This is a genomic window from Alcanivorax sp. 97CO-5, assembly GCF_000524665.1.
Classification (GTDB): Bacteria; Pseudomonadota; Gammaproteobacteria; order Pseudomonadales; family Alcanivoracaceae; genus Alcanivorax; species Alcanivorax borkumensis.
The window spans coordinates 106,331-119,394 of record NZ_KI965898.1 but is presented as its reverse complement, the minus strand read 5'-3'; the positions used below and the strand labels follow the sequence as shown (position 1 = coordinate 119,394).

Here is a 13,064-nt window from a genome sequence, read left to right as displayed (position 1 = left end):
GAAGCCATCCATTAAGGGGCGGATTTTGTTGCCCCTTTTGGGGGCACAAGACCATCTGCGGTGCCGTGAGAAAGCTGCTGCGCCACTTTTTTGGGCAGCGCATCAAGCAATGGATCGTATTCTTCCATCACCTTTCCCATGCTATCAAAGTGGCCCACCAGATCCGTTCCCAGGGTAAAGCGGTTCGGAAATTCACGAATGAGCGTTAGCCATTCCTCATTGGGCTCACCGTCATCGATCAAATAGTGGTCTTTAACGCTCCAAGATAAATCAATAAACAGATTGTCATAACGGCTTAGCAGTGCTCGAAGAATAGGCGGCAAGGTACCCAGCGGCCCCTGCCGCTCTTCAATCCCACCACTGGTTCCGGCGTGGGCCAGCAAGAAACGTGTCCCAGGGTGCGCGTCTAACGCTTCTTCCAACTCGCCGAGGTAGATCGGTGTCTCTTCGCGCAATGACGTCAGGTTGCTGTGTAGCAATACGGGCAGGTCGTAACGACCCGCCATCGCATACACCTTCATTAGCGCGGGATGATTCGCTCGAGGCGTCTCGCCTTCGGTCCAGGCGGTAAGCTGATCGTGACGGGTCAGAATTTCCCCCACCCCCTGCCAGAACCCAGGATAACGTTCGATTAAGCGCTCTATCTGCTCGGCGGCGTGCATGTCCGTGGGGTTGAAACCACTGATAAACGGCTGCAGCCGAGCCTGCTGATCTTTCGGCAATGAAAGCACCGCCTGGGCCACAATGTCGTCGGTAGCACTGTAGTAATATAGCGGAGCCTCATCGCCCAGGTAGTATCGCGGGCGACGCGGTGCCTCTGCCTGCCACTTCTTCATCACTGGCAAGCCGAACACCCAGGCGCGCTCCACACCCGCATCATCCATGGCCGCCATCATCGCCTGCGGTCCCTCACTCTCCTGCATGAAATCCACATAATGCAGGTGCGCATCCGTCCACTGCCGCTGGCCGGCAGTGGACGCACTGGCACACCCTCCCGCCACAAGAGCCAACAGCACACTCGCACCTAACACCTTGACTCTATTTACCATCCGGCACTCCCTATCCATTTCTCAACCAACCGCACTTTACCGTTGGGTGTCGCAAATGCCACGACTCCCGACAGTGACTCCTGTGGCCGCCGTACGTTCAGAAATATGACACTTTCTTACCTTTGCGCTGAAGCTGACGCCTAGCTGCGACCCTGTATCATTAGGCCTTCACTATGTCTATATATAGACAATTATTAACACATGGTTCACTATTAATCCTAATAGGAGACAATCATGGAACCCGCAACAGCCTATATCCCACAAGCTCTGGACGACGGCGCACGCCACGCAGCTCTACGTGCTGTGCTTAGACTACTGGAACACTGGCAGTGCAGTGAAAAGGAAAAAATGGCGCTATTGGGTGTGGGGCGCTCCACCCTACACAAGTACCAGAACCAACCAGAAAGCGCCCGGGTCGGGCAGGATCTATTGGAACGCCTCAGCTATCTGCTGAACATCCACCAAGCGCTACGGACCTTGTTTGGCAATAAAGAGAATGTGTATGGCTTTATCCGCATGGCAAACCATAACCCCTTTTTCAATGGCCTCACCCCTATGGACATCATGAGCAACGGCCGGGTTGCCAGCCTTTATGAAGTGCACCGCCAGCTCGATACCCTTCGAGGCGGTCAATGGGGTTAAAAACACAGGGGGCGGATACACTGCCGCACACATCCTTATCCGAGCAAACGGCTTACCGCTTGGTCAACGGAAAATATCCCCCTATCGCGATCTTCGATGACGTGGCCGACCAGGCGGATTTTGATGCACTGTACGCCGTGCAGGCGCTGACCAACCCGCGCCTACAAAATGATATCGGCGATCTGAATCGGGTCCCCCCGGAGCAGCGCCCATGGGGCATTCCCGGCTGCAACTACGCCTTGGGGCCCTTTGTGCATGTCAATCCAGCAGGGTCGCGCTTTTCTGATGGCCATTTCGGGGTATTCTATTGCGCCGACCGCATGGCAACCGCCATTGCAGAGACCCGCTATCACCAACAGCGTTATTTTCAGCAAGTCGATGGGCTCAAGTATGACCGCATTGTGATGCGCGGCCTGAAGGTACACTTCACCGCCACCCTCGTAGACATCACCCCGGCTGATCACCACCCTCAGTGGCACGCAGCCGATGACTACACCGCCGCGCATCAGCTTGGTCGGCAATTACGCGAACAACAGCGCAACGGCATCCATTACGAATCTGTCCGCGCCGTCGGGCGTTATTGTTATGCCCTGCTAACCCCTCAAGTCATCGCCAGTATTACTCCCTGTGCTCACTACGAATATATTTGGGACGGCGAAACAATCGCCCACACGCTTACCATTCGCGGCTTTAACTGAAACACTGCCGTCGCGCACCTTCTGCGGCAATATGCCGCATCCCTCTTCCCTGACACATGTCTATGCTGCGAGCCTAATTGAATTCGGTTCGGGAAAATCATGTTTAGATCCCCTCTCACGTCCAGCATCACACTCAGCTCTGCGTTTTTTACGCCCCCTGAGGCTAGGACTCGCCTGTAGCGCAACCTCCCTTGCTATAGCCGACGAAAGCAACCAACTGGACACTGTTTCCGTGAATGCCTCCGTCCCTGACCAAAACACTGACCCACTTCCAGAAGCCGCCACCGCCAGCCGACTGGGGCTGAGCATGCGTGAAACCCCCGCCACAGTGGATATCATTGGCCGTGATGAAATTGAACAGGAAGGGCTGCGAAACCTGATTGAGCTATACCGCAATGCTCCCGGCGTCAGTGCGGGCAACATCCCTGGCTCACCAGCCTCTGTCAGCATGCGCGGCTTCACCGATGTGGGTTATTTGTTTAACGGTACCCGCGCCGTGGATCCAGGCCTGATGTCACGCAACATGAATACCTGGAACCTGGAGCGAGTAGAAATTCTCAAAGGCCCGGCCTCCGTATTGAACGGTACCGGAGCCTTAGCAGGCAGTATCAATCTGATCACCAAGCGCCCAGATGTTAGCGCCGACGCCTACGATGGCATGCTCAGCTATGGCAGCAACGATACGGTTAATCTAGGTCTAGGCATCAATAAAGTACTCACTGACACCGCTGCCCTGCGTGCGGACTTCAGCCACGATGAAAGCGACGGTTTCGTGGATGACACCAATAGTCGCACAGATGCTTTTACCACCAGCCTGTTGTTGACCCCCACAGACAAACTTACCCTGTCGTTTGATCTTGATTTATACAGTGACAAATACAGCACCCCCTACCAAGGCGCTCCATTACTCCCCGCCTCCGTCGCCCATGACCCAAGTGATGTGGTTTCTGGTGGCCTAGTGCTGGACGAATCCATCCGCGACAACAATTACAATGTAGAAAACGGCATCATGGAATCGGACAGCCAGTGGTTCCGAGCTCGCGTGGATTATCAGCTCAATGAGAACTGGAAGTTAGCCAATGAATTGGGCTTCTACAACGCTGACCGCAATTGGGCCAACTCCGAAGATTTCACCTATAACACCGGCACCGGCCAACTGGATCGCCTGACCACCATTATCACTCATCGCCAGAAGTCTGCTTCCGAGCGTTTTTTCGCCGTCTATGATGGCAAACTTGGCGAGCGGCGCCACCGCTTCACTGCCGGTGTCGATTTCCGCTATACCGATTTCTTTTCCGAACGGCGCTTCGGCACTACTACCTCCGTGGATCCGTTTAATCCAAACCGTGGTGAACTGCCAAGCGATAATGCCAGCAATTATCCCTACCGCGTAAATTACGACAGCACAGTTACCACCCAAGGTGTTTTTTTAGAAGACGCACTTAATCTGACCCCCAACTGGTTGCTGGTAGGTGGAGCTCGGTATGACTATTCAGACTTGGATCGCCGCATTGATGACCTGATCACCAATACCCGCACCGATTTTGGCCAGACCTACGAGTCATTTTCCTGGCGCCTGGGCACCATTTACGACCTGAACAACAACACTCAACTGTTCGCTCAATATAACCGTGCTGCCACTCCCATCACCTCATTGGTATTGAGCAGTCAATCCCGTGCGGGTTTTGATCTGTCTGAAGGACGCTCCATGGAAGCCGGGGTGAGGACAAATTTCTGGGATCGCCGTGCCACCCTCACCGCCGCCGTTTACCGTATTGATCAGGATGACATACTCACACGCGACCCAAGCAACCCAGCCCTAACCGTTCAGGGCGGCAGCCAACGCTCAGAGGGGGGCGAGCTGGACCTCACCTTGCAATTATTGCCCCAGTGGTGGTTACGCCTGAGCGCCGCCCATGTAGACGCAAAATACACCGACCTCACCGACGGTAGCGGCAACGATCTCACCGGCAATCGCCCTACCAATGTGCCCGATGACACCTATGCCGCCACCAGCGCCTACACATTTAGCCCTGTATCACTCACCGTTGGCGGAGCCATCCGCCACACGGGGGATTTCTATACCAGCAGCAGTAACGACTACAAAGTCGCTAGCCGCACCCTGCTCGACGCTTGGGTCAGCCACCCATTAGGCAAAGGCACTCTGACCCTGCGAGGCCGAAACCTGACCGATGAATTTTACGCAGACTGGTCCGGCTACAGTGCCACCCAGGTTTATGTCGGTGCTCCTCGCACGGTTGAATTGGGCTGGACTGGACACTTTTGATGTCGCCCTCCCATTCGCAAACCTCACAAACGCCACGGGACAATCGCCTGTATGCAGCCGTTTGGCGCTGGCATTTTTACGCGGGGCTGATCACCGCCCCGTTTTTGTTAATTCTCGCCATTACCGGGGCTATTTACCTGTTTAATGACGAAATTAACGACCTACTACACCCGGACCTTCGCTTCGCTCCCACCGGCAACCAGGTTCAAGCACCTGGTGCACTGCTGGAGGCCGTTCAACACGCCTATCCAGCGGCAACGCTCAACCGCATCGACATGCCCACCGAACCCGGGCGTACCGCCCAGATATACATCAGCCCGGCCCAAGGCCCAGATCGCCGTGTTTTCGTCGACCCGGGCAATGCCGCTGTGCTAGGTAGCTACGTCTACACCAGTACTCTTGTCGGCTTCTCCGATGTAGCTCACGGCTCATTGCTGCTAGGTAATACCGGTGATGCCATTGTTGAACTCGTCGCTTGCTGGGCATTCGTACTGGTCATTACCGGCTTGTACCTGTGGTGGCCTCGAAAACGGACAGACCAACGGCATCGATTCAGCCCAAACCTCCAACAACGTGGACGTAAACTGTGGCGGGAACTGCACCGCCTCACCGGCCTGTATTCTGCGGTCCTGATCCTGTTTCTGATCATCACCGGCTTACCCTGGGCCAACCTCTGGGGCGGTCAATTTCTCACCCCCGTGAGTAATGCACTGGGAATGGGCTATCCCACTTTTCTTCGCCACCATGGCAGCGACGACAGTAAAACTCTTGTCGACACCCACGGAGAGGCCCCCTGGACACTCAACGCAGCCCCAGTCCCTCACGGCCACCATGGCGCTTCCAATATCAGCGTAAACCAGGTCCATCAAATCCTGGTTGAGCAAGGCGTTGCTCTGGGCTACAGACTCTCCTTGCCCCAAGAACCCGGAGACATCTACAGCGCTTACACTTATCCCGCGCAGCCAGAGGGCCAGCAAACCTTTCATATTGATGCCCATAACGGAACACTTATTGGCAAAGCCGGTTTCGATGACTACGGCGCCATCGCCAAAATCGTGGAATGGGGAGTGGCATTGCACATGGGTAATTATTTTGGCCGGGCCAACCAATTGCTCATGTTGTTCCCCTGCCTGGCCATCATTATCTTGGTTGTTAGCGGGCTAAAGCTGTGGTGGAAACGACGGCCGCAAGGGAGCCTGGGAGCCCCCAAGAAACTGGCAGCAGGAAAGAAACGAAACCTGGCAATGATTACCGCCATCCTGATGCTGTTATTTCCTTTAGCCGGGATCAGTTTCATCATCGTTCTAACCGTGGATATGAGCTGGCAGGCAATACGCTCCCAATGAAGATAACGACGCTTTACGGCAGGTAATAAGCTAAATAGGGCATTCACTGCGACTTCGGATCCGAAATGACCGCAGCAGCCCTTAACTCGCCACTAACCTGGGGAGACAGGCAATAAAAAAGCCCCACTCTTTCGAGTGAGGCTTTTCTATTTGGCGTCCCCTAGGGGAGTCGAACCCCTGTTACCGCCGTGAAAGGGCGGTGTCCTGGGCCACTAGACGAAGGGGACGTGTTTGGTGGAGCTAAGCGGGATCGAACCGCTGACCTCAACACTGCCAGTGTTGCGCTCTCCCAGCTGAGCTATAGCCCCAGTACACAAACGAGACAAAGTGCATCCCGGTTGGTGCGGCGTATTCTACCGGCCACCCCTACCCTGTCAAGCGCCAGCCGGCGGTTTTTTTCAGAATGAAGTCAATTTGGCTACATCGTGAACAAGTTGCTGAAAAACTGGGCGAAACCAGTTACAGGTTCTACCTTTACACGCGGCGATCACAATGAAAAACCATAGCGTTGTCGCCGCGATTCACGCCAAAACACAAGCAAGGCTTGCCAAGTTACAGAACGCCCGGCCTGTGTTTTTCAAATCAACCCACCGGCAAATCGCGGTATGCCTTCTCCAGTTTCTTCATCTGCTTCTTGGACACGCCCCCCAGCACCTCAATGGCATGGCGAATTCGTGCACGGCTGATATCCGAGCCGATGATTTCCATAGAGTCCACCACCGAAAAGCTGGCACTGGTGCCGGCAATGGCAATAAACACCGGGAACAAGAAATCCTTTATCTTCACTTCCAGCGCATCGGCAATCGCCTTGGCATCGGCAAACAAACCCTCTCGATTCCAGTCGTTACGCGCTTCGTAAGTCCACAGCAAATACTGGAGCCATACCTTGATGTCATCCGCACTGTACTGCTTGTGCTCGAAGCTGGCCTCAGAGATAGCAGGCATGCCGTTAAAGCAGAACGCCGCCTTGTCCGCCACTTCCGACAACGTCTCCACTCGCTGGCGCAAGTGAGGAATTATCTTCATGGCGTAATCGCGGTTGAAAGCCCAATCGAGCAGCGAGTCCAGGAACTGCTCATCACTCTGTTCACGCAACCACTGACCGTTCAACCAGCTCAGTTTCTCCACATCGAAAACCGGCCCACCGAGGGACACACGCTGAATGTCGAAGGCCTCCTGCATCTGAGTCAGGGAGAACTTTTCGCTCTCGTCCGGCATGGACCAGCCCATGCGCCCCAGGTAATTCACCAACGCTTCTGGCAAGTAACCCATACGCTGATAGAACAAGATACTGGTGGGGTTTTTGCGTTTGCTGAGCTTGGATTTATCCGGATTACGCAGCAGCGGCATATGGCACAGCACCGGCATTTCCCAACCAAAATATTCATATAGCAGCTTGTGCTTGGGTGCGGAGTTGAGCCACTCCTCACCACGGATAACGTGGGTGATCTCCATCAGGTGATCATCCACGATATTGGCCAGGTGGTAAGTGGGCATGCCATCGGATTTTAACAAAATCTGTGCATCCACTAATGCCCAGTCAAGCTCTACTGGTCCGCGCAACATGTCATGAATTTCACAGCGACCCTCCGTAGGCACACGCATACGGATCACGTACGGTGCGCCATCAGCCTCGCGCTTGGCCTGCTCATCCGCAGGTAGTTCCAGATCGGAAGGTTTAAGCGCACGATTTTCGCCGCTTTCTTTCAATCCGGCACGCAATGCATCCAGCTCTTCGCTGGTGCGGTAGCACTTGAACGCATGGCCTTTTTCAATTAACTGTTCCGCGTACTGGCGGTAAATGCCCTTGCGCTCACTTTGGCGGTAAGGCCCGTGGGGTCCGCCCACGTCCGGGCCCTCATCCCAGGTCAACCCCAGCCACTTCAGTGAATCGAGGATCATCTGTTCGGACTGATCAGTGGAACGGGTCTGATCCGTGTCTTCGATGCGCAGAATGAACTGGCCACCGTGTTGTTGCGCAAAGCAACGGTTGAACAAAGCGATATAAGCCGTGCCGACGTGGGGATCGCCGGTGGGCGACGGGGCAACGCGAGTACGAACAGTCATACTGACTCCAGTAGTGCAAACTGGCGCGGATTATACCTGTCAAAGCCGCTGCCATGTAGCAGACTGTCAAAAAGCCCATTGCGTACTTTTGCTTTCAGCCCGGTTCGCAATCTATACCCTATTCGGGGGTCAGAGGGCGCTCTTTTGAAGGCCCATGTCCAGCCATCAAAAAGGGCAATAATGAACCTGTAAACTTGGAGGGCTTTTCAACAAGCCGCTAGACATCAAGCCAAGGGTTTCTGCTATGGTTATAATGACCACATGACTCCGGTTCACTCTGCTGCAACATTCTCAGACACGGCAGCAGGTCTTCATTGGATTCAACTGATCAAGGAAAAGACCATGCGTATTCCGTTCCAACGCTCCCTACTCGTCGCGGTGATTGCTAGCACAGGCTTGCTACAGGCATGCTCCGACAACAGCGACGGCAAAGAGGCCGCAGCGCCTGCTGCAGACGCTCCTGCCGCCGCCGATCACAGCAATCACATGAACACCGATGACAGCGCCACCAAGCCCGCCGCCACCGGCATCGTACGCAGCCCGGCCCCGGAAGGCGCCGCTGCTGAAATTGTCAGTCCCACCAATGGCGCGACGGTCAGCAGCCCCGTGAAGGTTGTCTTTGGCTTGGAAGGCATGGAGGTGGCACCGGCTGGCAACGAGCAAAAGAACAGTGGCCACCACCACCTACTCATCGACTTGGATACCATGCCGAACATGGACATGCCGCTGCCCGCCAACGACCAGGTAGTGCATTTTGGCAAGGGCCAAACTGAAACTGAGCTGGAACTGGAACCGGGCACCCATACCCTGCAGCTACTACTCGGCGATTACCGCCACGTTCCCCACCAGCCACCGGTCACATCAGAAAAAATCACCATTACAGTGGAATAAAAAGCGCAGTAAAACATACGCTTCGCACTATTCCACACAACACCCCACCCAGAAACGCGGGCCTGTCTTTGCCGATTGGCAAAGACAGGCCCGCGTTTTTTATGGCGCATTGATAGGTCGTAGAGAACATCAGGTCATTGCGCTGTGATGCGCAAAAGGCGGAAATACCACTAAGCATCTCCGCCTTATTTTTGGCGTGCAGCGTGCTGCGTGCTGCGGGGTTTACCTCTTAGCGCAGCAACAAGTGCGGCACTTTAGCCTCACGAATCATCTTGTTGGTGGTGCTGCCCACAAAAAATTCACGGATGCGGGAATGGCCGTAGGCCCCCATCACCACCAGATCCACGCTATGGCTTTGCTGGTACTGGTGCAGAGCCGGCTCCACCTCACCCTCAAGGATAGCCGTGTGCACGTTGTGTCCGGACTGCTCAAGCTGTCGCGCCGCTGCATCCAAGCCTTCATTGTTGTTGCCAACGGTCACCAAATGGCAATCCAGCCCTTGAAATAAAGGGCTACCGGCCAAAATGCCTACGCCCTTACGTGAGGTGGCACTACCATCGAATGCCAGCATGATGGTTTTCGGCGCACGAAACTCACCGGCGGTCACGAGAATAGGGCGCTGCAGAGCGCGAATAACACGCTCCACGTTGTCACCCACCTGAGCGCCGATACCGTCGTGTTCTTCGCCCTGCTTACCAATAACCAGCAAACGCATATCGCCTTCAAGCTCAGCCAAGGTATCCACCAGATCACCGTGACGCTGACGTTGCTGAGGCTCAGTGACGCCATTTGCGATGGCCCGTTGGCAGGCCGCGTCCAGCATTATCTTCCCTTGCTCCAACGCCAAACGATTACGCTTGGCATCCAGGTCCGCCAACTCTTCCATCAAATGTTCGCGACCACCCAAGGCAAGATTGCCACTGAAATCAGCACTCACCGGGTAGCGGGAATGGTCCAGCACGTGCAGCAAGGTCAGCGGCGCACCCAAGCGCTGTGAGGCCCAGGCAGCATAATCACAAACCACCGAGGCAGCGTTAGAGCCGTCGATACAGGCGATGACGTTAGTCATTGTTGTTCTCCTATGTCGCTTAATGCGGCAATTGTTTGCGACGCTTAGTGGCCACCCATCATTTTTTCAACAGCAGCGGGCTTGTCATGCACACCGAACTTGTCCACCAGAGTCGCGCTGGCTTCATTAAGTCCAACAAGATCCACTTCTGTACCTTCGCGGCGGAACTTAATCACCACCTTATCCAGGGCGCCAATGGCGGTAATGTCCCAGAAGTGCGCACGGTGAACATCAATAGTGACTTTATCGATGGCTTCCTTGAAGTCAAACGCAGCGATGAACTGATCTGCTGAGGTGAAAAATACCTGCCCCACTACATCGTAAACTCGATGCCCATCTTCAGGGCTTTGCGTGGCTTTCACGTAGAAGATACGACCCACTTTATTGGCATAGAACAGCGCGCTCAGCACCACCCCGACCCCTACACCAATGGCCAAATTATGCGTCGCCACGGTAGTAATCACTGTGGCCAGCATAACCACCGAACTACTGGCAGGGTGTTTTGCCATATTAGTGATGGACTCCCAGCTGAATGTACCAATAGATACCATGATCATCACCGCCACCAGCGCGGCCATGGGAATCTGAGACACCCACTTACCCAGGAACACCACCAACACCAGCAAGAAGCAACCGGCAAACAAAGTAGACAGGCGCTTGCGACCACCAGATTTCACGTTAATCACAGACTGGCCAATCATGGCGCAACCGGCCATGCCGCCAAGAAAACCGGAAGCGATATTAGCCACGCCCTGTCCTTTGCACTCACGGTTCTTGTCGCTATCCGTGTCGGTCAGATCATCGACAATAGTGGCGGTCATCATCGATTCCAGCAGCCCCACCACCGCCAATGCCAGCGAGTACGGTAGAATAATTTTCAAGGTGTCCAGATTCAGCGGAATATCCGGCAGCAGGAACATGGGCAAGCTATCGGGCAAGTCGCCCTTGTCACCCACAGTGGGCACGTCCATCCCCAGCCACATGGCCACACCGGTAATCACAACGATACAAACCAACGGTGAGGGCACCGCAGTGGTCAGCAACGGCAGTAAATAAATGATACCCAGCCCCGCAGCCACCATGGCATAAACGTGCCAAGTCACATCGACCAGCTCTGGCAGTTGCGCCATGAAGATCAAGATGGCCAGCGCATTCACAAAACCGGTCACCACTGAACGCGAGACAAACCGCATCAGGTTCCCCAGTTTCAGAAAACCGGCAATGATCTGCAGCCCCCCGGTCAGTACCGTAGCCGCCAACAGGTATTGCAGCCCGTGGTCTTTGACCAATGTCACCATTACCAGCGCCATGGCACCGGTGGCCGCAGAGATCATCCCTGGGCGGCCACCAACGAAGGCGATCACCACTGCGATACAAAAAGAGGCATACAAGCCCACTTTCGGATCCACGCCGGCTATGATGGAGAAGGCAATCGCCTCCGGAATCAACGCAAGCGCCACAACCGCCCCTGCCAGCAAGTCACCACGGACGTTACTGAACCAGTCCTGCTGAATCGTTCGAAGCATGGATTCAATCCTGTGTTTGGAGATAACAAACCATCGCTGCGCAGCGGCAGCAGTAAAAAACGGAGAACGGCACCGACAGGCACCGTACGGCAAAGCCATGGGAGGGATCGACAGCCTGCTAGGGCGGACTCAGCCGTGTTTGGGTCATCATAGACACCGGTATAATAAATAAAGGCGCGGATTCTAACAGAACGGCTACCGTAATTACAGGCAGCGGCTATTCGGTTGCCGCGCAACAGCGCTGCCACTCTTCCCCCTACGCGCCACCCGCGCAACATGCGACAATAGGGACTCTCGTTTGCCCCCGCACGCCGCAAACCCCAATCACCCGTTCGACACCGTGTTAATGAGCAACCCACTCTCCACTCAGCTACCGCACCAGCCATTGGACCGCCGCCTCAGCGTCGCCCCGATGATGGACTGGACAACCCGCGACTACCGCTTTCTGGCCCGACTGATCACTCGCCATACGTTGCTCTACACCGAAATGGTGGTGGCCCAAGCTATTTTACACGGTGACCGTGACCGGTTTTTAGATTTCAACGACGAAGAGCACCCCGTCGCCCTGCAACTAGGAGGCAGCGACCCACAACAATTAGCCCAAGCCACGCGCATTGCCGGGGATTACGGCTATGACGAGATCAATCTGAATGTGGGGTGTCCGTCAGACCGGGTTCAGCAAGGCAAGATCGGGGCCATTCTTATGGCAGAACCTGAGCTGGTAGCACGCTGTGTAGAGGCCATGCAGGCGGAGGTTACTGTGCCGGTTACGGTGAAGACCCGTATCGGTATCGATGACCAGGATGATTATGATTTTCTCTACCGCTTTGTTGATCGCATGGAAGCCTCAGGCTGCACTAGCCTGACTATCCATGCCCGCAAAGCAATTCTTAGCGGCCTCTCGCCCAAAGAAAACAGAGATATTCCGCCGTTAATCTACCAACGTGCCTATGCCATCAAACACGCTTTCCCACATATCGAAATCATACTCAACGGTGGCGTAAAGACCCTGAATGAAGTACACGAACACATGGGTGAAGTGGATGGCGTGATGATTGGTCGCGAGGCCTACCAAAACCCCTATTTTCTAGCCGAGGCCGACCGGGTTGTGTTTGGCGACGATCACGCCATCCCCAGCCGCCAGACTATTGCTGAGCAGTTTCTACCTTATGTGGAGCGGCGCTATGCGCTTGGCCATGCGCCCAAGCACTCACTGCGGCATATCCTCAATCTGTTTCAGGGCCAACCCGGCGCGCGCCGTTTCCGCCGTCATCTCAGCGAAAACATGCACAAGCCAGGCACAACCCCGCAAGTGCTCATGGACGCCTTGTCGCAACTGCCTTAGCCTGTCAGTACGCTTTATCCCCGTAGAACAGCATTTAAGCACGAACGGACTGCGAACACTTTTCTAGAACGGTTCCCGGCTCAAACGCTGCCCGCTACGGCACAGAAAACTCCCTGTCATCATTGGCCTCTACCCTGTCGCCCG

10 protein-coding genes and 2 tRNA genes are annotated in these 13,064 nt (G+C 55.1%); 6 read left to right on the top strand and 6 right to left on the bottom strand.

Annotation, left to right across the window (positions count from 1 at the left end; genetic code table 11):
• Positions 1–11: 11 nt before the first annotated feature.
• Positions 12–1,049, bottom strand: coding sequence for an amidohydrolase family protein (locus Y017_RS08600; protein ID WP_231483460.1), 1,038 nt, complete (start codon positions 1,047–1,049; stop codon positions 12–14).
• Between the two features lie 234 nt (positions 1,050–1,283).
• On the opposite strand from Y017_RS08600, the gene Y017_RS08595 reads away from it, so the two are divergent.
• From Y017_RS08595 to Y017_RS08580, 4 genes are all read left to right on the top strand, one after another.
• Positions 1,284–1,691, top strand: a complete 408-nt coding sequence (locus tag Y017_RS08595; RefSeq protein ID WP_035460320.1) for an MbcA/ParS/Xre antitoxin family protein — start codon at positions 1,284–1,286, stop codon at positions 1,689–1,691.
• A complete protein-coding gene (locus Y017_RS08590; protein WP_011588787.1) occupies positions 1,682–2,389 on the top strand; it encodes an RES family NAD+ phosphorylase in 708 nt (235 codons plus the stop codon). The genes Y017_RS08595 and Y017_RS08590 overlap by 10 nt, the downstream gene beginning before the upstream one ends.
• A 307-nt stretch (positions 2,390–2,696) precedes the next feature.
• Positions 2,697–4,676 (top strand): TonB-dependent siderophore receptor, encoded by a 1,980-nt coding sequence (locus Y017_RS08585; RefSeq protein ID WP_231483459.1) that lies wholly within the window; start codon positions 2,697–2,699, stop codon positions 4,674–4,676.
• Entirely contained in the window at positions 4,676–6,022 is a 1,347-nt protein-coding gene (locus Y017_RS08580; protein WP_051428731.1) for a PepSY domain-containing protein, read from the top strand. The genes Y017_RS08585 and Y017_RS08580 overlap by 1 nt, the downstream gene beginning before the upstream one ends.
• A gap of 151 nt (positions 6,023–6,173) precedes the next feature.
• On the opposite strand, the gene Y017_RS08575 is transcribed toward Y017_RS08580, so the two are convergent.
• The 3 genes from Y017_RS08575 to gltX form a co-directional block, all read right to left on the bottom strand.
• Positions 6,174–6,249 (bottom strand) — tRNA-Glu (locus Y017_RS08575).
• Positions 6,250–6,254: 5 nt separating this feature from the next.
• Positions 6,255–6,330: transfer RNA gene (locus Y017_RS08570), tRNA-Ala, on the bottom strand.
• Between the two features lie 274 nt (positions 6,331–6,604).
• Positions 6,605–8,089, bottom strand: a complete 1,485-nt coding sequence (gltX, locus tag Y017_RS08565; RefSeq protein WP_011588790.1) for a glutamate--tRNA ligase — start codon at positions 8,087–8,089, stop codon at positions 6,605–6,607.
• Positions 8,090–8,431: 342 nt separating this feature from the next.
• On the opposite strand from gltX, the gene Y017_RS08560 reads away from it, so the two are divergent.
• Positions 8,432–8,980: a DUF4399 domain-containing protein gene (locus Y017_RS08560; RefSeq protein ID WP_035460319.1), complete on the top strand. Its 549-nt coding sequence runs from the start codon at positions 8,432–8,434 to the stop codon at positions 8,978–8,980.
• 229 nt (positions 8,981–9,209) lie between these two features.
• On the opposite strand, the gene Y017_RS08555 is transcribed toward Y017_RS08560, so the two are convergent.
• Positions 9,210–10,049 (bottom strand): universal stress protein, encoded by an 840-nt coding sequence (locus Y017_RS08555; RefSeq protein WP_035460318.1) that lies wholly within the window; start codon positions 10,047–10,049, stop codon positions 9,210–9,212.
• Positions 10,050–10,093: 44 nt separating this feature from the next.
• The gene (locus Y017_RS08550) at positions 10,094–11,575 is read right to left on the bottom strand and encodes a SulP family inorganic anion transporter (protein ID WP_011588793.1); all 1,482 of its coding nucleotides are present in this window, start codon (positions 11,573–11,575) and stop codon (positions 10,094–10,096) included.
• Positions 11,576–11,873: 298 nt separating this feature from the next.
• Between Y017_RS08550 and dusA the strand changes: the two genes are divergently transcribed.
• Positions 11,874–12,920 (top strand): tRNA dihydrouridine(20/20a) synthase DusA, encoded by a 1,047-nt coding sequence (dusA, locus tag Y017_RS08545; protein ID WP_011588794.1) that lies wholly within the window; start codon positions 11,874–11,876, stop codon positions 12,918–12,920.
• The last annotated feature ends 144 nt before the right edge of the window (positions 12,921–13,064 follow it).

Bases quoted from the DNA above. Each gene is read 5' to 3' on its own strand.
- Y017_RS08595 (WP_035460320.1), top strand. From the start codon at position 1,284: ATGGAACCCGCAACAGCCTATATCCCACAAGCTCTGGACGACGGCGCA.
- Y017_RS08585 (WP_231483459.1), top strand. From the start codon at position 2,697: ATGCGTGAAACCCCCGCCACAGTGGATATCATTGGCCGTGATGAAATT.
- gltX (WP_011588790.1), bottom strand. From the start codon at position 8,089: ATGACTGTTCGTACTCGCGTTGCCCCGTCGCCCACCGGCGATCCCCAC.
- Y017_RS08590 (WP_011588787.1), top strand. From the start codon at position 1,682: ATGGGGTTAAAAACACAGGGGGCGGATACACTGCCGCACACATCCTTA.
- Y017_RS08580 (WP_051428731.1), top strand. From the start codon at position 4,676: ATGTCGCCCTCCCATTCGCAAACCTCACAAACGCCACGGGACAATCGC.
- Y017_RS08555 (WP_035460318.1), bottom strand. From the start codon at position 10,049: ATGACTAACGTCATCGCCTGTATCGACGGCTCTAACGCTGCCTCGGTG.
- Y017_RS08600 (WP_231483460.1), bottom strand. From the start codon at position 1,049: ATGGTAAATAGAGTCAAGGTGTTAGGTGCGAGTGTGCTGTTGGCTCTT.
- Y017_RS08550 (WP_011588793.1), bottom strand. From the start codon at position 11,575: ATGCTTCGAACGATTCAGCAGGACTGGTTCAGTAACGTCCGTGGTGAC.
- Y017_RS08560 (WP_035460319.1), top strand. From the start codon at position 8,432: ATGCGTATTCCGTTCCAACGCTCCCTACTCGTCGCGGTGATTGCTAGC.